21 protein-coding genes and 1 pseudogene are annotated in these 20932 nt (G+C 63.0%); 16 read left to right on the top strand and 6 right to left on the bottom strand.

Annotation, left to right across the window (positions count from 1 at the left end):
* Positions 1-332: 332 nt before the first annotated feature.
* On the bottom strand, positions 333-743 hold the full coding sequence (locus ACEQXV_RS20640; protein ID WP_370270757.1) for an Rrf2 family transcriptional regulator: 411 nt from the start codon (positions 741-743) through the stop codon (positions 333-335).
* 100 nt (positions 744-843) lie between these two features.
* Here ACEQXV_RS20640 and ACEQXV_RS20635 point away from each other — a divergent pair, with 100 nt between their 5' ends.
* The 14 genes from ACEQXV_RS20635 to ACEQXV_RS20570 all read left to right on the top strand — a co-directional run bounded on the left by ACEQXV_RS20635 (position 844) and on the right by ACEQXV_RS20570 (position 14243).
* Complete coding sequence (locus ACEQXV_RS20635) at positions 844-2304, top strand: MFS transporter (RefSeq protein ID WP_370270756.1); 1461 nt, start codon at positions 844-846, stop codon at positions 2302-2304.
* Between the two features lie 155 nt (positions 2305-2459).
* On the top strand, positions 2460-2948 hold the full coding sequence (locus tag ACEQXV_RS20630) for a DUF2867 domain-containing protein (RefSeq protein ID WP_370270754.1): 489 nt from the start codon (positions 2460-2462) through the stop codon (positions 2946-2948).
* A 107-nt stretch (positions 2949-3055) separates the two neighbouring features.
* Complete coding sequence (locus ACEQXV_RS20625) at positions 3056-3283, top strand: hypothetical protein (protein ID WP_370270753.1); 228 nt, start codon at positions 3056-3058, stop codon at positions 3281-3283.
* A gap of 175 nt (positions 3284-3458) precedes the next feature.
* A complete protein-coding gene (locus tag ACEQXV_RS20620; protein ID WP_370270752.1) occupies positions 3459-4466 on the top strand; it encodes a TRAP transporter substrate-binding protein in 1008 nt (335 codons plus the stop codon).
* Positions 4467-4518: 52 nt separating this feature from the next.
* Complete coding sequence (locus tag ACEQXV_RS20615; RefSeq protein WP_370270750.1) at positions 4519-5235, top strand: glutathione S-transferase family protein; 717 nt, start codon at positions 4519-4521, stop codon at positions 5233-5235.
* On the top strand, positions 5232-6215 hold the full coding sequence (locus ACEQXV_RS20610) for a helix-turn-helix domain-containing protein (protein ID WP_370270749.1): 984 nt from the start codon (positions 5232-5234) through the stop codon (positions 6213-6215). Before ACEQXV_RS20615 ends, ACEQXV_RS20610 begins: the two co-directional genes overlap by 4 nt.
* 66 nt (positions 6216-6281) lie before the next feature.
* Entirely contained in the window at positions 6282-7565 is a 1284-nt protein-coding gene (locus ACEQXV_RS20605) for a cytochrome P450 (RefSeq protein ID WP_370270747.1), read from the top strand.
* Positions 7562-7879 carry a 2Fe-2S iron-sulfur cluster-binding protein gene (locus ACEQXV_RS20600; RefSeq protein ID WP_370270746.1) on the top strand — a complete coding sequence of 106 codons (318 nt, stop codon included), beginning with the start codon at positions 7562-7564 and terminating at the stop codon, positions 7877-7879. Before ACEQXV_RS20605 ends, ACEQXV_RS20600 begins: the two co-directional genes overlap by 4 nt.
* Before the next feature lie 166 nt (positions 7880-8045).
* Complete coding sequence (locus ACEQXV_RS20595) at positions 8046-9170, top strand: alpha/beta hydrolase family protein (RefSeq protein ID WP_372526314.1); 1125 nt, start codon at positions 8046-8048, stop codon at positions 9168-9170.
* A 25-nt stretch (positions 9171-9195) separates the two neighbouring features.
* Positions 9196-9504 carry a subunit of meta cleavage enzyme gene (locus ACEQXV_RS20590; protein WP_370270744.1) on the top strand — a complete coding sequence of 103 codons (309 nt, stop codon included), beginning with the start codon at positions 9196-9198 and terminating at the stop codon, positions 9502-9504.
* On the top strand, positions 9497-10321 hold the full coding sequence (locus tag ACEQXV_RS20585; RefSeq protein ID WP_370270742.1) for a 2,3-dihydroxyphenylpropionate 1,2-dioxygenase: 825 nt from the start codon (positions 9497-9499) through the stop codon (positions 10319-10321). The genes ACEQXV_RS20590 and ACEQXV_RS20585 overlap by 8 nt, the downstream gene beginning before the upstream one ends.
* On the top strand, positions 10321-11445 hold the full coding sequence (locus ACEQXV_RS20580; protein ID WP_370270740.1) for an FAD-dependent oxidoreductase: 1125 nt from the start codon (positions 10321-10323) through the stop codon (positions 11443-11445). Before ACEQXV_RS20585 ends, ACEQXV_RS20580 begins: the two co-directional genes overlap by 1 nt.
* A gap of 7 nt (positions 11446-11452) precedes the next feature.
* The gene (locus ACEQXV_RS20575; protein WP_370270738.1) at positions 11453-12220 is read left to right on the top strand and encodes an alpha/beta fold hydrolase; all 768 of its coding nucleotides are present in this window, start codon (positions 11453-11455) and stop codon (positions 12218-12220) included.
* Between the two features lie 103 nt (positions 12221-12323).
* A complete protein-coding gene (locus tag ACEQXV_RS20570; RefSeq protein WP_370270736.1) occupies positions 12324-14243 on the top strand; it encodes a TRAP transporter large permease subunit in 1920 nt (639 codons plus the stop codon).
* Between the two features lie 23 nt (positions 14244-14266).
* Here ACEQXV_RS20570 and ACEQXV_RS20565 read toward each other — a convergent pair whose 3' ends face one another.
* On the bottom strand, positions 14267-15235 hold the full coding sequence (locus ACEQXV_RS20565) for a helix-turn-helix domain-containing protein (protein ID WP_370270734.1): 969 nt from the start codon (positions 15233-15235) through the stop codon (positions 14267-14269).
* 107 nt (positions 15236-15342) lie between these two features.
* On the opposite strand from ACEQXV_RS20565, the gene ACEQXV_RS20560 reads away from it, so the two are divergent.
* Positions 15343-16185 (top strand): 3-keto-5-aminohexanoate cleavage protein, encoded by an 843-nt coding sequence (locus tag ACEQXV_RS20560; protein ID WP_370270732.1) that lies wholly within the window; start codon positions 15343-15345, stop codon positions 16183-16185.
* A gap of 365 nt (positions 16186-16550) precedes the next feature.
* Here the strand turns inward: ACEQXV_RS20560 and ACEQXV_RS20555 are convergent, their stop codons facing one another.
* From ACEQXV_RS20555 to ACEQXV_RS20545, 3 genes are all read right to left on the bottom strand, one after another.
* Positions 16551-17975 carry an amidohydrolase family protein gene (locus ACEQXV_RS20555; protein ID WP_370270730.1) on the bottom strand — a complete coding sequence of 475 codons (1425 nt, stop codon included), beginning with the start codon at positions 17973-17975 and terminating at the stop codon, positions 16551-16553.
* 57 nt (positions 17976-18032) lie between these two features.
* Positions 18033-18971, bottom strand: a complete 939-nt coding sequence (locus tag ACEQXV_RS20550; protein ID WP_370270729.1) for a LysR family transcriptional regulator — start codon at positions 18969-18971, stop codon at positions 18033-18035.
* A gap of 149 nt (positions 18972-19120) precedes the next feature.
* Positions 19121-19552, bottom strand: a complete 432-nt coding sequence (locus ACEQXV_RS20545) for a hypothetical protein (protein ID WP_370270727.1) — start codon at positions 19550-19552, stop codon at positions 19121-19123.
* 897 nt (positions 19553-20449) lie between these two features.
* Here ACEQXV_RS20545 and ACEQXV_RS20540 point away from each other — a divergent pair.
* Positions 20450-20593: an SDR family oxidoreductase gene (locus ACEQXV_RS20540; protein WP_370270725.1), complete on the top strand. Its 144-nt coding sequence runs from the start codon at positions 20450-20452 to the stop codon at positions 20591-20593.
* Positions 20594-20634: 41 nt separating this feature from the next.
* Here ACEQXV_RS20540 and ACEQXV_RS20535 read toward each other — a convergent pair.
* Positions 20635-20932 (bottom strand): annotated as a pseudogene (locus ACEQXV_RS20535) (chemotaxis protein); the annotation flags it as partial.

Below are 20932 nucleotides of genomic sequence, written 5' to 3'. Positions count from 1 at the left end.
CACGGTGCCCTTGGCCATCGTGATATTCCTTCTCATATGTGCCGCCCGCAGAATGCAGCGGCCAGGCAAAGCCGCAGATCGAAAGCTGAGCCGAGAGGAACAGGTCCGAAAATAAACGAATGCCCTTCCTATATGGCGTCGACCGGGGCGCTTTGTGAGGGGCAACGCTACGATTTCCGGCCGGTATCGTGTGAGCCCTTGATAACGCACAGAAGAATTCCTTCAGGCGCGCCGATGGAACCGCTCGGTCTCGTCCGCTGCAACTTTTCTTGTCAAATCCTGCAAGAATTGGTGCCGCGCTACACCCGATTTCCCGAATGCTGCGCGTCCGGTCAATGTCCGCCTTGGCGGCTCTCAAGCACTTGACCTATCTGGGAGACGGTTGTCCCGGCCAACGACTTCTCGAATTCAGACTGCGCCTTCTGGAGGGCAGCACTGGTGGCCGCGTTGGCCGCTCGCGCCAGAACGCAAGTGGTCTGCTCGCTGTCGATCCCGATGGCAAAGAGCAGCGGCTCGCCAAGAGCGCGATAGATATCGAGGAGTGTGACGTCATCCAGGGGCCGTTGCAGCGTCCACCCGCCGCCATGGCCCTTGACCGAGGTTACGATACCCGCCTCTCGCAACCCCGCCATGGTTCGGCGCACGACGGCGGAGTTGGTCTGCAACATCTGCGCGATCAGCTGGGATGTGGCGGGGTGGTCCATTTCGGCCAAGTGCAAGAGCGCATGGAGAACACGGGACAATCGTTGATCCTGGCGCATTCGTCGTCTTCCGGCTCATTTACGTAACATTTGACAGCACATGAGATTGACACCTGCGCCCTTATGATACATTTGTCGTTACATGAAACCTCTCGAAGATTCCAGTGAAGATAGCCGAGGCCCCGCAAACCGGTGGCTGGCGCTGACGGTCCTTTATATTGCAAGCTTCATGAACCTGATAGACGTCAGCATCGTGAACGTGGCCTTGCCGCAAATACAGGCCGATACGGGCGCCACGCCGACGCAGCTGAAATGGGTTGCCGAAGCCTACATCCTGGCTTTGGCCGTGGGGCTGCTGCCCTGTGGGCGGTTCGGCGACGTCATTGGACGGCAGCGGATGTTTCTGTGGGGGTTGGTCGGCTTTACCGCAGCTTCAACCGTCTGTGGCCTTGCTCCCGATATCGAAAGCCTGATCCTTGCTCGTGTCATCCAGGGGGCCGCAGCAGCGATGATGGTTCCGCAGGTGCTGGCCATCGCCCATGTAACGTTCCCGCCCGAAGAGAAAGCCCGCGCCTTTGGCCTGTTCGGCACGGTCTCAAGCCTTGCCGTTGTCGCCGGGCCCATCGTGGGCGGTGCCTTGATCTCGGGGGATCTTGCCGGTTTGACATGGCGTCCGGCCTTTCTGATCAACATACCGCTCGGCCTTGCCGCCTTGGTCGGATCGTGGTTCTGGCTGCCGCACACCGAGGTTGACGGCAAGACGCGCCCGGACTGGATTGGAACGCTGCTGTTCGGTCTTGCCGTCCTGATGCTGGTGCTGCCCCTGATCGAAGGCCGCAGCCTAGGATGGCCGTGGTGGCTTTTCGCGATGATGATCGCAGTTGTCCCCACCGCTCTCTTGTTTTCGATCCATCAACGCGCTCGGGCGACGAAGGGTCGCTCGGTGCTCATGCCGCCGGGTTTGCTTGCCAATGCGCTCTATCTGAGGCGCCTCGGCCTGATCACGCTGTTCTTCAGCGGAATCCCCGGTTTGTTCCTCGTTCTTGCGATTTTCCTGCAATCCGGCTTCGGCATGACCGCCCTGCAAAGCGGGCTGCTGACAACGCCTTTCCCTCTGGGGGTCATGCTGGCATCGCTCTCAACGCAAAGATTTGGCGACCGCCACCTCTATGAGCGGATCGCAGGCGGGGCCGCGCTCCTGGTGGTTGGCATGGTTTGCCTTGTGTTCGCGATCCAGGCAGCAGGGTCTGAGTTCAACCCCTATCTATTCATCGCGCCGCTTCTGATCAGTGGCGTCGGCATGGGAACCGCGATTATGTCGCTGTTCCAGGTCACGATGTCGAATGTCGCCAGTGAGAACGCAGGCGCAGGCTCAGGGGCTATGCAGGCATTCCAGCAGATCGGCGCCGCCTTGGGTATCGCCGTGGCGGGACAGATATTCTTCAGCCTCCTTGGCGACGGCGGCATGGAGAACGCAACCAACGACGCGGCGGGTTTCGTGACCGCAGCCACATGGGCGGCCTCCTACTCCATAGCCATCTTCATCGGGCTAACCTTGCTCCTCGGCTGGCAAGCCATGACTCGGAAAGCGGCAGAAGCATGAGCGGACATTCAACGAAGTTAGGGAACAGCAGTTTGGTCCGCCACGCCGACCGCACGGACAAGCGCAATGAAGGTCTCAGTCCAGCCCTCGTTGCCAAGGACCCGGAGAAGGCGCACAAGGTCTTGGCGTAAGCGACGGGGGCAGGATTCATGAGCATGGCGAGCGTCACGATCCCGGGCACGCATATTCAGACTCTGGCGCCGGTGCGGGAACTCTATTTCTTCGACACACAGTCAGCAGTGCTGCCCAGGCCTGTATCGCCCCTCAATGCCTGGCGCATCCTCATGGCGCGGCCAAGGCCCATCATGAACCTCGCCTTCAAGCTGCGGGACGCGATCTCATCTGTGTTCGGCGCCTCGAGGATCGGTGGATTTTCCGGGGCCGTGCCGGAGCGTGTCCAGGTCGGTCAGATGCTCGATTTCTTTCTTGTGGAACACGCGTCTGAGACGGTCCTGACCCTGACCGCGCGCGATTGGCATCTCGATGTCATGACCTGTATTTCGGTATCGGGACACGAACTGACGATCACCTCCTCCGTGAAGATGCATAACGCATTAGGTCGTCTCTACATGCTACCGGTCGGACCTGCGCACAAAATGATAGTCAGGCAAAACCTGAAAGAGCTTGTGCGCGCCGTCGCCTGATCCCTGGACCCTGACGGAGGTCTATCGCATTGTCCGGACGACCTCTCCACCATCCCCACAAACCGTCGCGCCTGTTTTGCCGCGGCGCTTCGGGCGATTCTGGGGATATGAACACCGCCCCCGCCATCACCCTTCTGCAGGCCGCCCTGCTTCCCGACGCCCCCGTCGCCGATTGGGTGCATCTGCTGGCCACAGGCACAATCGCCACGGTCGATGGCCGTGGCCCCTACGGCGTTCTGAACGCCGCCGAGGTGATCGAGGAGAGGGTCCTCGATCGCAAGAAACTCCCCATCGACGAGAACCACGCGATCGATATCGCGGCGCCGCACCAGTGAAATCAGCTGAAACCGCGCAGAAATTTCCGCACGCCCACGAGCCTGAGCTCGGAAAGCGCGCTTAGGAGCAATTCGGTCACGCTTGTGTCCAAGCACCCGTTCGGCCCGGTCGCTAACATGCCAATTCAGTTGGGCACCAGTCGGAGAGTCGCCCTGCTGTCTTGGAGGAGACACTATGACAAATTACCGCAAAACGCTCGGACTTGGCGCCTGTCTTATGCTGTTGGGCAATTTGATGGTCACGCAAGCAACTGCGGACACCACACTAACCTTCGCGTCCGCCGCCCCTGCCCCAGCCCCGATCAACCGTGCCTTCGAGCAATGGGCCCAGATGGTGAACGAGGCCACCGGTGGCGAGGTCACGATCAACGTGGTCGCGGGCGGCACGCTGGGGCGCAATGGCCAGCTTCTGGACAGAGTGCAGTCGGGTGTCATCGACATCGCATGGGATTTTCAGGGCTACTATCCGAACCGTTTTCCGCTGAGTTCGGTCGCGGAACTGCCCTTTATCTATGAGACCGCGCTGGAAGGGTCGATTGCTACGCAGAGCCTGTTCGACGAAGGCGTGATCTCGGGCGAATACGACGATTTCGTGACCATCGGGCTCTTCGCCTTTCCCAACAACTCAGTGATCCTGTCGCAGCCCCTGCCCGATGACGGGATGCTCACCGGGCTGAAGCTGTCGGCGCAGAACCCGACCATGTATGCCGCGCTCGAAGCCCTGGGCGGCGTGCCGGTCGCGATGGGGATCGGGGACTGGTATCCGGCGATCAGCCGCGGAACCATCGACGGGGCCATCGTCGCCTTTACCGCCGTTCCCGCGTTCCGGTTCCAGGAGGTCACCTCTTACTACTACAAGGCCGCACTGGGCGGGAACACAGGCTTTACCGTGATGAATCGGGCCGCCTTCGACGCACTGCCCGAAGAGGCGCGAGAGGCGCTGATGTCGGTGAGCGGCGAAGCCTTTGCCGCGCATATGGGGGCCTTCCTCAACGAACAGGCAGCGGCGGGCGAAGGCCTTGCGGCCACCACCGCCGAGGAGATCGTCGAGATCGAAGGGGAGCAGGTGGACATGTGGCGCGCAGCCCTTGAGGGTATCGAAGCCGCTTGGATCGACGCCGGTCCGGGCGATGCGGATACCGTCGCCGCGATGCGCTCGGCGGTCGAAAGCGCGAGGCAGTAAGCCATGCGGCGTGGGCGGCCTCCCGCCCCCGTTCGGCAATAGGTGCAGACGTATGATCGAACTTTATGGCTATCCGAAATCGACGTGCACGCAGAAGGTCAAACTCTGCCTTTTTGAAAAGGCGCTGCCTTTCTCCGATCGCCCCGTCGATCTGGCGAAGCAGGAGCATCTGACGCCCGACTACCTCGCTCTGAACCCGAACGGCGTGGTGCCGACGCTGGTGCATGACGGGGCGGTCATCCATGACAGCTCCGTCATCATGGAATACATCGACGAAGTGTTTCCCGACGTGCCCATGTCGGGGCGCACACCGGTCGACAGGGCGCGCGTACGGGCTTGGCTGCGGTTCTTCGAAGAGGTGCCCACGGTCGCGGTCCGCATCCCGAGTTTCGCCAAGGTTCTCCTGAAACCCGTGGAAAAGATGACGCCGGACCAGCGTCGCGCAAACAGCGACAAGCGGACATTACGCAAGGGTTTTTATCGATCGATGGAGGACGGGATCAGCGAGGCGCGGCATGCCGAGGCGGTCGAAAGGTTGCGGATGACCTGCGAGCGGATGGAGACGACGCTGGCGGCAGAGGATTGGCTCGTTGGCGACTTCGGCATCGCGGATGCCTGCGTCGTGCCGACCTTCGACCGGATGCAGGACCTGGACCTGGCCCGTGTCTGGGCCGATTTGCCCGGCGTGGGACGCTGGTGGGCCCGGGTGCAGGAGCGCGACTGCTTTGCCCGAACGTATGTCGCCGGATCGCGGCTCGCGTCTTCATGAGCGCGCGGGCCGCACCGGACCCGCCGGGGGCTGGCAAAGCGTGGCAGGCCGAAATCAACGGAACCTTCGGCCTGTGGTTCAGCATAACCAGCAAAGAAACACCGGTTCGCCCGGACGCCATTTCGAACCGGGTCGATTGGCACGCCCGCACACGCACCGCACATCTGGCGAAGCTCGTCTTCGCCGCGCATACCACCGAACAACTTGCCGGACGCGGACGCAACATGCGCTTTCCCGTCCTCATCTCCCACCTGACCGACGGCACCTGTCGCTTCGAACAGGCCGGGCGCAAGGATCAGGCCGACGCCGGGGACATGTATCTCATCGACACAGGCCAGCCGTTTCGCATTGCAACTACGCGAATGTCGACGCTTGCCATTCTCGTCGATCGCAACGCGATACGCGCGCATTTTCCACCGTTCGAACGCTTCGGCGCGGGTGTCCTGCGAGCCGCCGACCATGCGGGCGAGGTAGCCGGGAACATCGCCCGTGACGTGTTCGAAGCCGCGCAAGCCGGGGCTGATCGGACGGACCGTCTTGTCGAATGTCTGTGCCAGTTTCTGAACTACGCGCTGCCCCTGGCCGCCCCACCCGAGGCGTCCGACGCGCGGCTTGCCGCCGCGATGGCTCTGGCACGGGATCGGATGGGCGACCCGGACCTGCGCCTGGACGACCTTGCGCGGGCCGCGGGAATCAGCGTCCGGCAACTGAACCTGCTCTTCGCGGAAACCGGTCACAGCCCGATGCGCTGGCTGAAGAACGAACGGCTTGACGCCGTGGCGCGTGACCTTTGTGCGGACGCCACCACACCGGGCACCGCGCGCCGGATTTCGGACATCGCCGAAGCCCGCGGCTTTCGTGACTCGGCACATTTGAGTACGACCTTCCGGCAAAGGTTCAGCATGTCACCCCGCGCCTACCGCGCTCAGAGACAAGCGGGTCGCGGCAATCCACAAGACTTAATGAAGCCCGGCTCATAGCGTGACTTCCGAGGACGCACCCCCGACCGTGTCGCAAGCACGGCGGGCTGCATGAGGGAGAACGACATGACCACTTTGACATCAACCTGGACGGAACCCGAGAGGGGCTGCCCGGCGTCGGCTCTGGGACAAGCCTACCGCCCGCTGGAGCATGACGGGTTTTACGATTTCATCGCCAAGGCACAGGTGGAAGAGCCGGTATTTTTCAGCGAATCGATCCGCTACTGGGTGGTGACGCGGCGCAAGGATGTGCTCGCGGTTCTCGCCGATCACGATAGCTTCTCGGCGGCGATCACTCTGGCCCCGGTGCATCCGTTTCCGCCCGACTTCGTGGCGGCGCTGCGCGAGGGCGGGTTTTCATTTGAGCCGACGCTGGTGAACTCCGACGCCGACATCCACAGCCGCCTGCGGCCCAAGGCACAGCAATTCCTGAACGCGAAACGCTACGCCACCTACAGCGACCGCATCCGCGCCATCGTGCGTGAGCATATCGCCGCGATGGGAGAGGCCGGACGCGTCGATCTGGTGGCCGCGCTGACCTATGAGGTGCCGGCCAAGGTGCTCGCCCTGCTCCTGGGGATCGAAGACATCTCGCCCCGGCAGATCAAGGTTTGGGCGGATCATCGGCTGGGCATGACCTTTGGATCGCTCGAGGGTGAGGAATTGGCGGAAGCCGGGCGCCAACTGCTCGATTACTGGAAATATTGCGAACGGCTGGTGGCGGATCGGCAAGACAATCCGCGTGATGACTACGCCTCGATGCTGCTCGACCTGCGGGGCGGTGATGATGCCGTTCTGACGATCACCGACGTGGTCGGGCTGGTCTTCGGTGTCATGGTCGCGGGACATGAAACGACGACCAACGCGACAGGCAACCTGATCCATGCGCTCTTGTCGGACCGCGAGCAGTGGGAACGGCTCAAGGCCGATCCCGCGCTCATCCCCAACGCGGTGGAAGAGGGCCTGCGCCATTCGTCGTCGGTGGTGAACTGGCGCCGGCGCACGACGCGGCCTGTGACCATCGGGGGTATCGACATTCCCGAGGGGGCGAACATCCTCATTTCGCTCGCAGGCGCGAACAACGATCCCACGGTCTTTGACGACCCGCGGACCTTCGATGTCGGACGGGCCAACGTGAGGGATCATGTGGCCTTTGGCAAAGGTCGGCACTTCTGCCTGGGCGCGCCGCTCGCGCGGCTTGAAATGACAATCATGCTGGAAGAGATCCTCGCGGCCTTTCCCGACATGGAACTGGCCCCAGGCTTTCGCCCGACCTGGGTGCCGACCGTCACGTTTCGTGGTCCGCTGACGCTTGACGTGCTGCCCTTCGGCGGATCGGGGGCGGCATGAAAATCGTCTTCGTGACCACAGACGGGCAACGGTTCGACGTCGACGCGCGGCCCGGTGCCAGCGTGATGGAGACCGCAACCGGCGCGGGTATCCCCGGCATCATCGGGGAATGCGGCGGGTCGATGGCCTGTGGCACCTGCCATTGCAAGCTGACGGACGAGGGCTTCGCACTGGTCGGACCGCCGGGGACCGACGAAACGGCGATGCTCGAATTTTCCGACACCGAGCCCACCGCGACCTCGCGCCTGTCCTGTCAGGTCGCGCTTTCCGAGGCACATGACGGGCTGGTCGTCCACGTCCCGCCCTGGGGCTAAGCCCGGCGCGGGACCGACCCCGAATTGATCCCAAGAGCGGCCTCCTTTGTCCGCGCGTGCAGCCCGTTCAGACGGGCGCACTCGCGGACAATTCCCGTCGCGCCCAGATGCCAGACAGCCCCGCACCCGGTTTGGCAAAGTCACCCGAAATATGGAGGAGTCCGATATGGCGGAAATGTCCGGCCCGAGATCGCTTGAGAACGCGAAAGAGTGGATGCTTGGAAAACTCGACGCGCGGGTTCATCCCTTTGCGCTCACCGATGTCGACCAGACCCGGACGGTCATCGAAGCGCTCCAGGGGCTCGATGGTGAAACCTGGGCCGCCGCCTGGGTCGGTCGCGGCGATGCCTATGCCGAAAAGGCAAGGGCCGCCGAGGCCGAGGGCGACACCGACACCGCGCGCGACAACTGGTATCAGGCTTACGGCTTTTACTTCCTTGGCCGCTTCCCCTGCCCCAACCATCCCGACAAGCTGACGAGCTATGAGAAAGAGGTCGCAGCCTATCAGGCCTTCGGCAAATACGCCACGCCCGCGATCGAGGTCGTGACCGTGCCCTTCGACGGCCGCACGGGAGAGGGCAACGAAATCACCTTTTACGTCCGCGTGCCCGAGGGCATCGACAACCCGCCGGTCATCGTCATGTGGGGCGGTGTCGACGCGTGGAAAGAGGAAATGACCATATTGACCGAAGGCCTCGCCGCACGCGGCTTTGCCACGGTCGCGCTCGATAACGTCGGCACCGGGCAATCGCCGATCAAGGCCGGGCCCGACGGCGAGCGGCAATTCATGCCGGTCTTCGACTGGGTCGAGACCTGCGGCAAGTTCGACGTGGAGCGCATCGCCATCGTCGGGCGTTCCTTCGGCGGCCACTGGGCCACCAAGCTTGCCCACCTCATGCCGGAACGGTTCCGCGCGGCGGTGAACTGGGGCGGCGGCGTGCATTACATGTTCCAGCCCGACTGGATCGAAAAATCGCGCTACCCCGACAGCTACCTCATGGAACTGGTCGAGACCCGCTCGCGGATGCTCGGCGCCACGAACGACGAAGAATACATCCAGGGGTTCAAGGTTTTGTCGCTTCTGGATCAGGGCCTTCTCGATCAGCCCTCTGCGCCGCTTCTGCTCATCAACGGCAAGAACGACACGCAATGTCCCATCGCGGATATCGAGCTTCTCACCGAACACGGCGACCCGAAGTCCGTGCGCTTGTTCCCCGGTCGCGGGCACATGGGGTTCGGCCCCGGCACCGTCGACACGATCATCGACTGGCTCAAGGCCCGTCTCGCCTGATCCGCTTTCCCAAAGGGAGAAACCCATGGCCAACTGGCAGGAAATGATGCCCAGCACCCGGGCCTATCTGATGGACAAGGTGCTTTATGAACTGCACCACAAACCGGACCATCTGGAGGCCTACACCACCGACGCCGACGCCTATCTGGCGCGGTTCGGTCTGCCCGACGACCTTGCCCATGCGATCAAGTCGAACGACGTCGCGGGCATGTATCTGTCGGGCGTGAACCCCTATCTGCTGCGCGCCCATTGCATCGGGGTCAGGATTCCCGAGGCCGAAAGCCTCGCCGCGCTGCGCAGTCTTCTGGACCACGAGGATTACAACGATGGCTGAGATCACAGGGATCTACACGGCGTCGCACACGCCCGTCATGCTCAATTTCCCCGACAATATTCCCGCCGCCCTGAAGGACGAGATTTTCGCCGCCTACAAGGCGATGGGCGACGATTTCATGGCCGGCAAGCCCGACGCGCTGATCGTTCTGTCGAACGACCACCTGCACAACTTCTTTCTCGACAACTTTCCGGCCTATTGCATCGGCTGCGCGGAAAGCTACGAAAGCCCGATCGAGCATTGGCTCCATGCCAAACGGCGCACGTTCGCCGGCGATCAGGCCTTCGGCTCCTACCTCTTGCAAAGTGCGCTCGAAGCCGAGTTCGATCCGTCTTTCTCGATGGAGATGGTGCTCGACCACGGGTCGCTCACGCCGCTCGAACTGGCGGGGGTCGATCCGGACCTGCCCATCGTGCCGGTCCTGATCAACTGCGTGCAGCCGCCGATGCCGACGATGCGGCGGAGCTATAACCTGGGCAAGTTTCTGGGCCGGGCGATTGCGGAATATGACGGGGTGGACCGCGTTGCGATCCTTGCCACCGGCGGCATCAGCCACGACATCGCCACGCCCCGGATGGGCATGGTGAACGAGGAATTCGACCAGACGTTTCTTGCCCATATGGAAAGCGGCGACGTGGATGCGACGATCCAATACGCCACCGAATTTGTGCATACGGCAGGGAATGGTTGCGAAGAAATCCGCATGTGGATGGCCGCGATGGGGGCAGCGAACGGCGCGAGCTATGAGCGGACCTACTACAAGGCGGTCAACGACTGGTACACGGGGATCGGCATCGGCCGGTTCAAGGTGTCCTGATGGGAGCCGCTTTCGAAACCGCGCTGATTATCGGCGGGGGGATCGCGGGCATGTCGGCGGCTCTGTCGCTGCAGGAAGCGGGGGTGCGGGTGCGGCTCATCGACCGGGATGCCAAATGGGGCGTCTCGGGGGCCGGGATCACCATCACCGGGCCCACGCTCAGGGTGATGAAGCGTCTGGGCATTCTCGAAGACGTGCTCAAGGCTGGCTGGACCTCGGACGACATCCGCGCTTGTGATGCCGAGGGCAACGTGCTTGCCGAGATCGAAGGCCGCACCTCCGGTGGCGAGGGGATCCCCGGCGCGGGCGGCATCATGCGCCCGACGCTGCACCGTCTGCTCGCCCAGCGCGTGCGCGACGCGGGGATCGATGTTTCGCTCGGTCTGACCGTGACCGCCATGTCGGAAGGCAGCCCGAAAACGGTCAGCTTTTCGGATGGCACCGAAGCGACCTTTGACCTCGTCGTGGCCGCCGACGGCATCTTCTCGGCGACGCGCAAGGCGCTGTTTCCCGAAGTGGACGGGCCGAAATATGTGGGTCAGGTCTGCTGGCGACTGATGGCGCCGCGCCATCCGGGCATAGACCGGCGCACTTATTTCCTTGGTGGTCCGATGAAGATCGGAATGAACCCGGTGTCGCCCGATGAGATGTATATGTTCCTTCTGGAGCCCGTCGAAACCGTCGAGTGGATTCCCGACGACGAACTGTCGACCCGGTTGGCCAAGCTCATGGAAAGCTACGGCGGCATCGTGGCCGATGTGCGAGAGGGTCTAACGCCCGAGAGCAACATCGTCGCGCGTCCGCTCGAAACCGTGGTTTGCCCCGCACCGTGGTATCGTGACGGCGTGGTCCTGATCGGGGACGCAGCCCATGCCACGACTCCGCAGCTTGCATCGGGGGCAGGCATGGCGATGGAGGACGGCGTCGTGCTGGGCGAATGTGCCGCTACCACGGCAACGCCAGAGGAGGCGCTCGACGCCTTCATGAAGCGGCGTTTCGACCGCTGCGCCTTTGTCGTGGACAAGTCCCTGACGCTCGGCCGTCTGGAAAAGGCGGGCTCGTCACCCATCGACCAGATCCGGGTCGTGGAAGAGGCTCTTGCCGAACTCAACCAGCCCTATTGAGGATCCGATGTTCCTGACCGTAAACGATCACTGCCTGCACGCGACCGTCGCTGGCGACCCCGAATCCCCGGTGCTGGTGCTGCTTCATTCGCTGGGCACCGAAGCCGCGCTCTGGGACGCGCAGGTGGCGCGGTTCAGCGCGACGCACCGGGTCATCTGTCCCGAGTTCCGGGGCCACGGGTCGAGCGAGGAAAGCCACACGCCGCTGACCTGTGAAACCCTGGCCGCCGACGTGCTGGCAGTGCTCGACCAGCATGGCGTCGGCGACTTCACCCTGGCGGGCTGTTCACTGGGAGGTGTCGTCGCGCAGCTCGTCGCGGCGGAGGCCGGCACACGGGTCAAGGGGCTGGCCCTCTTTGATACCTATGTCAAAAGCCTTGATCCGCAGATGTGGCGCGACCGCGCGGCCAAGATCCGGGCCGATGGCCTTGCCGCGATCGCGGGTGGCGTGCTGGGTCTCTGGATGACCGAGGACGACCGCGCGACCCCGGCGGGCAAGGGGCTGGCCCGTATGCTCGCCCGCGCGTCGGACCAAGGATATGCCGCCGCCTGCGACGCGCTCGCTGAGGCCAATTGCCTGGACGCGGCAGCCCGGATCACCGCCCCCACGATCGTGGCCTTCGGGTCGCAGGACAAGGCCGCACCGCAGGCCGCGTCCGAGGCACTGGCCGCCGCGATACCCGATGCCCGCCTGCGCGTGATCGACGGGGCCGCGCATTTGCCTCTCCTGCATTATCCAGAGGCCTGCGCCGCGATCCTGGACGAACTGACCTGACAAGGCCCGGAAGGGCGGACATCATCATGGGAGGAGGATGGCCGTGGACAACTCACCAATCAAACGCCTGCCGCACAGGGGGAGCCGACCGTGGCACAACATCATGTCTGATACGACAGCCGTGAAACGCATCGCGCGTGGAGCCGAACAAGGCACCCGCTACCTCGCTGCCGTCGGCGTCGTGCTGATCGTGCTGATCGCGTTCCTGACCCTTTTCGACGTCGGCCTGCGGTCGCTCTTTTCGACGACGATCCGGGGGTTGAACGAAATCCTGATCCTGTCGCTCGGCGTCGCCATCGCGGCCTGCCTGCCCTCGGGCGCTGCGCGGGCCGTGCATATCTCGCTCGACCTGCTTACGGCGCGCCTGCCGGGCCATGCGGCGCGGGCGCTGTCGCTGATGGGCACGGTGCTGCTGACACTGTTCCTGCTGCTCGTGGGGATCGAGGTCTTCCAGCTTGCCGCCATCTACGACCAGCGCGATCAGGCCTCGATCATCCTTGGCTGGCAGATCGCACCCTTCTACTACGCTATGGCTATCCTCCTCCTCTTGTGCCTGCCGATCCAGATCCTCCACGCGGTCGAGGCGGGCATCGAGATCATGCGCACCGATCGCGGGTGGTGGCGACCAGTCGAATTCGTCCCGTCGCTGCTGATCCTTGCCATCGCGGGTCTGGTCTGTTTCGACGCGCTCGCACTTCTTCCCGGCTACGAGTGGTTCCGCTCGCTGCAGGCGGGAGTCGCGGCGCTCGTGTTCTTCGGGATGATGTGGGGCCTCATGGTTCTGGGCGTACCTCTCGCCGCCTGCATGGGCATCGTCGGCTTTCTGGGTACCGCCATCCTGCTGGCCGTGGGTCCCGCGGGCACCGTCGTAGGCAGCGAAGCGGGCAAGTTCTTCACCAGCGAAACGCTGGCGGTCCTGCCGCTCTTTCTGCTCATGGGCAGCTTCGCCTCGGTCGCCGGACTGTCAGCAGACATCTACCGCTTCGCCAATGAACTCATGCGCCCGATGCGCGGGGCGCTGGCTCACGCGACCATCGCTGGATGCGCAGGCTTCGGCGCGCTGACCGGATCGTCGCTCGCGACCGCCGCCACCTTTGGCAAGGTCGCCCTGCCCGAGATGCAGAGCCGAAATTATGACAAGGCACTGGCGACGGGCAGCGTCGCGGCGGGTGGCACGCTGGGGAGCCTCGTCCCCCCCTCGACCGCACTCATCCTGTTCGCGCTCCTGTCCGAGCAATCCATCGGCCAGCTTTTCGTGGCGGCGATAATCCCCGCCGCGCTGGCCATCGCGCTCTATCTCGTCGCGATCAAGGTTCTGCTCACGCTGCGCCCCGGTCTCGCGCCGGAAGGATCGCCCATCGACCCGACCGCGCTTTTCGCGGCGGCCAAGGGCTGCATCGGCGCCTTCGTCCTCTTCGGGGCGGTGATCGGAAGCATCTACACCGGCATCGTTACGGATGCGGAAGCCGCCTCGGTCGGCGCGGTCGGCGCGTTTCTCTTCGCGCTCTTCCGGGGGCGTCTGGGCGGCGGCCAACTCTGGGCGGTGATGGCCGAGACAACCACCACCATCGCGCTCATCTACACGTTGATCTTCGGGGCTGTGACGTTCTCGTTCCTCATCGCCTTTACCCAGGTGCCCGCTATGCTCTCGGGCTGGATCATCGGGATGGACATCGGTCCCTACGGCGTCGTCGCCCTGCTCGTCCTCGTCTACCTGGTGCTCGGCATGGTGATGGACAGCTACGCGATGATGGTGATCACGGTGCCGATCTTTCTGCCGCTCGTTACACAGATGGGGTTCGACCCGGTCTGGTGGGGCGTGGTCACGGTAATCTGCGTCGAGATGGGGATGATCACGCCACCTTTCGGGATGAACATCTTCATGCTCTCCTCCATTGCCAAGAATGTGCACATCACGACGATCTATCGAGGTGTCGCGCCCTTCGTTCTCGTCGACCTGATCAAGGTCGCTGCCCTCATCCTCTTCCCCGCCCTCGCGCTGTGGCTTCCGAGCCATATGTGAGCCTAATGCTGCGGGGGTCACGTTCAGTTCAGCGAACCGACCCGGCCGCCGTTCAACATATGATGCTCCCGGTATTTCGCCGGGGGCATACCAAACGCGGCCTTGAACTGACGCGAGAAATGCGCGGCTTCGTTGAACCCCCATTCGAACGCGATGGTCGACACGGGCTTGTGCGACAGGTTCACATTGGCGAGATCGGACGCGATCCGCGACAGGCGCCGTTTCCAAATGTGGCGCATGAGCGTGGAACCGGTACCGCTAAACACCGCATGCACCTGACGCACCGACAGTCCCACCTCTTCCGCGATCCGCGCACAGTCGAGATCAGGGTCCGCGAGGTTGCGCAAGATCGCCTCGTGAATTCGTTGAAGCGTCTGCTCGTTCGATCCGTGGCCCCTGCGTTCCAACGGATTGTTCGTGACCATCGAAACGGCCAGCAAGTTAGCAAGGCACCCGGCAAGCCGCTGCATCGCGCAGTGCTGAATGTCCCATTCCATACCGAACATCTCGTCGATCATGGTCTTGCAGGTGTAGCCCAGGCCCCGGTCGCAATCGAGGGCAGTGGCCGTATAGAGTTCACGCTCCGGAAAGACTTCCTGCCAAAAGTGCGAGTTGAGGTAGATCGACCGGGTGCGGATGTCGTCGGTATCGATCTCGAAGGGAAGCGTCGTGTCGATAAAGAAGATCTGGTTCGGCTTGATGACGGCTTCGCGACCGCCCTGCCGGACACAGGCGTGGCCTTCGATCTGATGCGACACGAGGAACGAGCGACCCTGCCGCGACGATTTGCCCGCTTTCAAACGGGTGGAATGCGGGGTGAAACTGATGTCGGCAAGGCGCACATGCGGCGATACGTAGGACCTGCGGATCTCGCCTTCATAGCTGCGCGCGCCATCGGACCGAAGGTCAAAGCGCGTGCGAAGAAGCCCGTTCATCTGGCGTTCGAAAGATGCGCCCGATGCCCGCACCACTGGCGTGCCCATATCGTTCATGAATCCTCCCTTAACCCGGTCCTCACCACCAGGTTTTGTGAGCTTAGGGCACAAGAAAACCAGCGTCCAGTGGCTCTCGCAAGGACCATATCACAAGAGAAAACACGATGACTGACCTTTGCATCATGGTCGCGCCGAATGGCGCACGACGGACCAAAGCGGATCACCCCGCGCTGCCGATTTCGCCTGCCGATCTGGCCGAAACGGCGCGGGCATGCCATGCCGCCGGCGCGGGGGCCGTTCATCTGCATGTGCGCGACGACGCAGACAAGCATTCGCTCGATCCCGACCGCTACCGCGCGGCCATCGCGGCGGTCGAGGCGGCCGCCCCCGGCATGGCCGTGCAGACGACGACCGAGGCGGCGGGCATCTTTGATCTCTCCGAACAGATCGCAAGCGTCGAGACGCTGAACCCGGCCTGCGTGTCGTTCTCGATCAAGGAGATGATGCGCGAAGGCCGCGATGTGGCGGATCGGTTCCTCGCTGGCGCTTCGCAACGCGGGACGGCGATTCAGTTCATCCTTTATGATCCCGACGAGATTGCACTGTTCGCAAGCCTCTACCGGGAACGCGCGCTGCATCTGCGCGACACGCCGCGCGTCATCGTGGTGGCGGGCCGCTATGCCGCCACCCAGAATTCTGACCTTTCGGATTACGAAGCGCTTCATGCTGCGCTCAAGGCCGAGAAGCTCACCGACGAGGCGATCTGGATGACCTGCGCGTTCGGGACCGGCGAAATGGCCTGTTTGACGAAGACCATCGACCACGGGGGCCATGCGCGGGTGGGGTTCGAGAACGCCATCGTCGATGCACAGGGCAAGCCGGCGCGCGACAATGCTGAACGCGTCGCCATGGTCGCCTCGCTTGCGCGAGACCGTGGGCGCAGGCTGGCAGACGGGGACGGCGCCCGCGCGATCTTGGGGGCCACAACAGCGACGGCCCTGCTCTGAACGCCGGCTGAGGCAGAGCCTCTGCACGGATGGGTAAGACGGTCCCTACGCCTCCCCATACTGGGCGCGCAGAGCCGCCGGTATCGCTGGGCCGCAAGCCTGGCGTCGTGCATCAACGCCGATGCAGAGGGCAAACGGAAGCAAAGAAGAACGGGGAACCGAGATACTCGGTTTCCCCGCCCGGTCGCCCATGATCTAGGCGACGTCCTTTTCCAGCTTGCGAAATTCAGTCTGGACGACACGGGAGCCCCCAATGCCGTCCCGCCCGGTTTCCGCAGCGCCTTGGTCAGTGCCGGCTGCGTCTTGCCCGGCACTTCGGCGTCCCCCTGGGACTTCGCTTCCTGCAACAGTCGATCGACGATGTTTTACCGGGAAATGTCGATTGCCGGCAGGCCCGCGCGCTCGCGGATTGCCATCTGGGCGCTCGCGGCTTCGGCGACAATTGCGGCCATGTCCACACCCGTCAGCTTTCCACCCTGCTTGCGCACACGGCCATCGACGATCACTGTGTCGACGTTGGATGGCAGGCCGGTTTGGACGAGCTGGAACGTCATGTTGGTATTTCGGGCCGGGAGCATGTTGAGCGCATCGGTCCGAACCATGATCACGTCTGCTCGCTTGCCGGGAGTGAGCGAACCGATCTGGTCTGCAAGACCAAGGACATTCGCGCCCCCGCTGGTGCCGATGGCCAGCGCCTCTCGGTAGCTCAGGGGCCAATCCGGGGCCGACTGAACGATGCGCATCAGGTCTGTGGTATTTGCGCGCTGGATACGTCCCGAATTGACGATGGTCCGCATCATGGCAAAGGGGTCTGCCGCCGTTTGGGCGGTCACATCGACGGTCATGCTGATCTGCTCCAGAGGCACACCGCCGTCCAAAAGGGCATTGATCGGGGGCAACCCTGCTCCGATCAGCGGGTCCGTGCCGGGACACAGAGCCACGCCCAGCGTCTTGTCGTTGATCAGGGAAATCAGTTCGGGTGTGATGCCGGTCCCGTGAGTGAACAGAAACTCGGGGCCAAGCAGGTCCGGCCGGGCCAGGCTGCCGCCGTGGTCGGTGATGGGCCGAAGGTTCAGGGACCGCGCGAGCTCGACCCGCTCGGCCAGGGCGTCGCCGGCGCCATCGAGGATGATGCCCAGGCCGATACGGCCCTGTCCGTTCTGCTCGATCCAGTCGAGCGCTGCCTGCAACTGCTCGCGCGTGGTCGGCTGCCCTCCCAGATTCCAAGTGTAACCCATTTTGGCGCGAATGCCGGAATCGACCAGCGCGCGAAGCTCCGCCTCCGCGTCCTCGACGGAATCCACGCCATGCGCCCAGTTATGGCAGGTGGTGAATCCGCTATTGAGCCCCTCGAGTGCTGCATAACGCACAGCCATGTAATGATCTTCGGGCGTGTAATGAGCCGCCAATCGGTGGAGCCCGAAATACTCGGTGGCGTCATTCCCCAAGCCGCGCCAGATGCTGTTCCACATATGCCAATGGGTGTCGACAAACCCCGGCATAATCACGGTGTTGGTCGCATCGATCACGGCGGCGCCGGCGACCGTCAGCTCCGGGGCAACGTCGACAATGATGCCGTCGCGGATGTGCACGTCGCCAATTTCGAGATCGCCGATATCCCTGTCCATCGAAAGGACATAGCCGCCGCGAAGGACGATTTCGGTCGCATCCGTGGCGGTGTCTCCGGCGACCGCTTGAGCCTCGGTCTTGTTCGCCAGGCCAAAGGCCATCGCACCTCCGAGGGCCCCAATAGCGCCGCGTCGGGACAGTTCGAAAATCGGGTCTTCCATCTTATCCTCCCATTGCCTTTATGGCGTTGGCGAGGCTAGTGAGCGCGTCATTTGCTATCAAATCGATTGATTTAAGAGCCGGTATAGATGTCGTTTATGGGCGCGGTCCACTCCGACGCCAGAGCGAAGCTCACGGCGCAGCCAGGTCAGCCCGGCATCGGCTTGCGAGCGCGAGTGCCACTGCATGACCAGTCGCACCGGCGATATCGCAAAGGGAGGCTTGAAATATTTCAGGTTCTTCGAGTTCGAGTAGAGCTCGGCGGTCATACCCGGAACGGTCGCCAAGCGCCGTGTGTCGCTGATGAAGAAAGGAACCAGCGCAAATTGATCAACCTTGACGGCTATGCGCCGCTTTTCGCTGGTATCCCCGGGAACCGAAGCAAGGTAGGATTTCTGGCCGATGAACACTTCTACATGGTCGGCAGCGAAATAGTCTTCTACCGACAGGGTGTCGGACTCGAAGGATTTCGCGCAGGCAATGACTGCGTGCTGTTCTTCGACCAGCAGTTCGGAAGGGTGCGAGGGCGTTGCGACCTGCTCGGGGACAACCAGCAGGTCTATCTGGCCGCTATCAAGCTTTTCAAGAATTCCCGTTGAAGGCGTCGACAGCGAAAAGCGCAGGCTCGGCGCGAGGGGATCCAACCTGCGCAGGCCTCCGGCCAACAATCCTAGAATGACGGTGTCGGCGGCCAGAATGCGAAATTCGCGGGTCGAAGACTCAGGCTCGAAACTGCCTGTCGAGACCAGTTTGTCGCTGATGTAGACGAGAACTTCTGCGACCGGTTCGCGCAGGTTTTCACCCAACGGCGACAGCATCGCGCTACCCGGTTTGAAGATGAGCAATGGATCGTTGAAGTAGTCCCTCAGTCGCGCCAAGGCAGCGCTCATGGCCGGCTGACTGATGCAGGTGATCTCTGCTGCGCGGGAAACGCTTCGGGTCGAAAGAAGCGCGTCTAACGCCACAATGAGGTTCAGGTCCAGCCCCTTGAAGCGCATATTGTTCCCTCCCAAGGTACACCATGACCATAGCTGCAAAAGCCGATCGCGCCCTGCCCAAATCGCGCGGCGCGGCATGTTTTCTGTCAACGCCCGCCTGAAGTTTCCCCGGATGGGCCGCAAGGCGAAGCATCTTCCTGTCTGACCGGTCAGCCTCGATGGAACACCCTGCCCTCCGGCATCTGTCTGCCAGTGAACGCGCCACGCGCGGCCGTAGACCGTACATCACCATCGAGCCGGAGCGGGGGCGCCAGGTGGTTTCCGTGTATTGAGAAAACGGATGCGGCGTGATCGCGCGTCATGTCGATGCAGTCGCGCGGTTCGACGAGGGACGGGCCTTCGGTCGTCAGGCGCACCGACGCGCCGGATTTCGACCCGGAGCCATTCCGCTCGCGCTGGAGGCGGCGCGGCGTATGCGCGTTCTTGCCGAGCGTCCGCGCGGTCCGGGCCATGGCGCGGTGGAAGAGGTTGGCCTGGCCCCAGAGCATCTCTTCGAGATCGGGTTCCATGCCGGTATCTTCCACGGTTGCAACCAGGTCGTCGAAGATGTCGGCGATCGCGAGGGGCTGGCCATCGGGCATCGGGCGCGGATCGGGCCCGTCGAAGGGGCGGTAGCCACGGAGCTGCAGCTCGTCTGGCGCTTGGGCGGCCTTGTCGCGGACATTGTTGGTGCGTTTGCGAAGCGCGGTCTGTCCAGCCCTTCAAATCCGCGGGTCCTCCTGTTTATAGGTGACTGAGAAGGCTCCACCGTCTAGCAGTCTACATACAGGTTGCCGTGGTGCCTTCTGGCGTCGGAAAAGCGCGGAAGTTGGCGCTGGTGTCCGCCGCCGGGATGCGGCCCTTGCCGTGCTCGGCTGCCCGCGTAGAGGTCGCCGCAGTCGGGCGACTGAAGCAAGCCATCGACGCCGTAGAAAAGTTCCTCCTTGGTGCTCGCCTCACCCGGATGGCAGCCGAGAAAGCGCCAGCCGTGCAAAGGTGATCGCGACGCTGGAGGCCGGCGGCCTGGCATTCGAAGAGACCACCGGGTTTTCGTCCTAGTGGCCGTAGAGATAGGCCGGGGGGGCACTGGCAATCATCATTTGGCATCAATGCATGAATGCTGTCACACACCAATGCGGAATTGCCATAATGCTGCCAGCTGCCCTCAATAAAGATCGCCCGGTTGATAGCATGTCCGTCAGCAAAGATAACCGGCAACCGTTAGGCGCGCCAATTAAACGCCTTGTCCTAGTGTAGCCATTCCTTGAAGAATCGCCGGTATGTCATGCAAACAATTTTTTCTGGTTCGAAGAATATCTCTTCCCAGCCTCTCAGACATTGATGGTTTTTTCACTCGACTTAAAATTTTCCACGGCCTTAATATAGCGCCCTTTTTTCCTGACCGCCGTTAAGCGCCTCAACGCTGGCGGCTACTCCTTCAGAAAAATTCGCTGGCGACGGATTAGAAATGCCAGCGTCACCTGAAGGCGCTATTCCACGTGAAGAGATCCGCCGCAGCAAAGGCGGGCCTGATCGGCATGACCCGGGTGTTGGCGGTGGAACACGGGCCCGAGAACAGTTGCGTCAACGCTCCCCTGCCCGGGGGCCTCATGACACCGATGGCTGTTGAGGATCCCTGCTAACATGAGTTTGTGCGGGGTTTCCACGCGTTCAACCGCGCGGCTCACGCGATCCTGAGGACCGGCTCGGGTCGTTCGTCCGGCGCGGTGTTGGCGTGATCCCGCGGGCGAGCGTCTCGCGCGGGGCCCGGCTCCCGGTCGTCGACCTTGAAGGCGGCCATCTGTTCGGCGAGGCGCCTGGCCTCGCGGGACAGGGCCTTGGTCGCGTTGGTGGATTGCTCGACCATCGCCGCATTCTTCTGGGTCACCACGTCGAGATGCGCCACGGCCGAGTTGATCTCGGTCAGGGTGGCGGCCTGTTCGGCGGCGCCGAGCGCGATGTCGTGGACCCGTTCATAGATC

The organism is Nioella sp., from assembly GCF_964229645.1.
GTDB lineage: Bacteria > Pseudomonadota > Alphaproteobacteria > Rhodobacterales > Rhodobacteraceae > Nioella.
Note: the sequence above shows the minus strand (reverse complement) of the source record. Positions and strands in the feature narration are given on the sequence as shown.

Bases quoted from the DNA above. Each gene is read 5' to 3' on its own strand.
- ACEQXV_RS20635 (WP_370270756.1), top strand. From the start codon at position 844: ATGAAACCTCTCGAAGATTCCAGTGAAGATAGCCGAGGCCCCGCAAAC.
- ACEQXV_RS20630 (WP_370270754.1), top strand. From the start codon at position 2,460: ATGGCGAGCGTCACGATCCCGGGCACGCATATTCAGACTCTGGCGCCG.
- ACEQXV_RS20625 (WP_370270753.1), top strand. From the start codon at position 3,056: ATGAACACCGCCCCCGCCATCACCCTTCTGCAGGCCGCCCTGCTTCCC.
- ACEQXV_RS20620 (WP_370270752.1), top strand. From the start codon at position 3,459: ATGACAAATTACCGCAAAACGCTCGGACTTGGCGCCTGTCTTATGCTG.
- ACEQXV_RS20615 (WP_370270750.1), top strand. From the start codon at position 4,519: ATGATCGAACTTTATGGCTATCCGAAATCGACGTGCACGCAGAAGGTC.
- ACEQXV_RS20610 (WP_370270749.1), top strand. From the start codon at position 5,232: ATGAGCGCGCGGGCCGCACCGGACCCGCCGGGGGCTGGCAAAGCGTGG.
- ACEQXV_RS20605 (WP_370270747.1), top strand. From the start codon at position 6,282: ATGACCACTTTGACATCAACCTGGACGGAACCCGAGAGGGGCTGCCCG.
- ACEQXV_RS20600 (WP_370270746.1), top strand. From the start codon at position 7,562: ATGAAAATCGTCTTCGTGACCACAGACGGGCAACGGTTCGACGTCGAC.
- ACEQXV_RS20595 (WP_372526314.1), top strand. From the start codon at position 8,046: ATGGCGGAAATGTCCGGCCCGAGATCGCTTGAGAACGCGAAAGAGTGG.
- ACEQXV_RS20590 (WP_370270744.1), top strand. From the start codon at position 9,196: ATGGCCAACTGGCAGGAAATGATGCCCAGCACCCGGGCCTATCTGATG.
- ACEQXV_RS20585 (WP_370270742.1), top strand. From the start codon at position 9,497: ATGGCTGAGATCACAGGGATCTACACGGCGTCGCACACGCCCGTCATG.
- ACEQXV_RS20580 (WP_370270740.1), top strand. From the start codon at position 10,321: ATGGGAGCCGCTTTCGAAACCGCGCTGATTATCGGCGGGGGGATCGCG.
- ACEQXV_RS20575 (WP_370270738.1), top strand. From the start codon at position 11,453: ATGTTCCTGACCGTAAACGATCACTGCCTGCACGCGACCGTCGCTGGC.
- ACEQXV_RS20570 (WP_370270736.1), top strand. From the start codon at position 12,324: ATGTCTGATACGACAGCCGTGAAACGCATCGCGCGTGGAGCCGAACAA.
- ACEQXV_RS20565 (WP_370270734.1), bottom strand. From the start codon at position 15,235: ATGAACGATATGGGCACGCCAGTGGTGCGGGCATCGGGCGCATCTTTC.
- ACEQXV_RS20560 (WP_370270732.1), top strand. From the start codon at position 15,343: ATGACTGACCTTTGCATCATGGTCGCGCCGAATGGCGCACGACGGACC.
- ACEQXV_RS20555 (WP_370270730.1), bottom strand. From the start codon at position 17,975: ATGGAAGACCCGATTTTCGAACTGTCCCGACGCGGCGCTATTGGGGCC.
- ACEQXV_RS20550 (WP_370270729.1), bottom strand. From the start codon at position 18,971: ATGCGCTTCAAGGGGCTGGACCTGAACCTCATTGTGGCGTTAGACGCG.
- ACEQXV_RS20545 (WP_370270727.1), bottom strand. From the start codon at position 19,552: ATGCCCGATGGCCAGCCCCTCGCGATCGCCGACATCTTCGACGACCTG.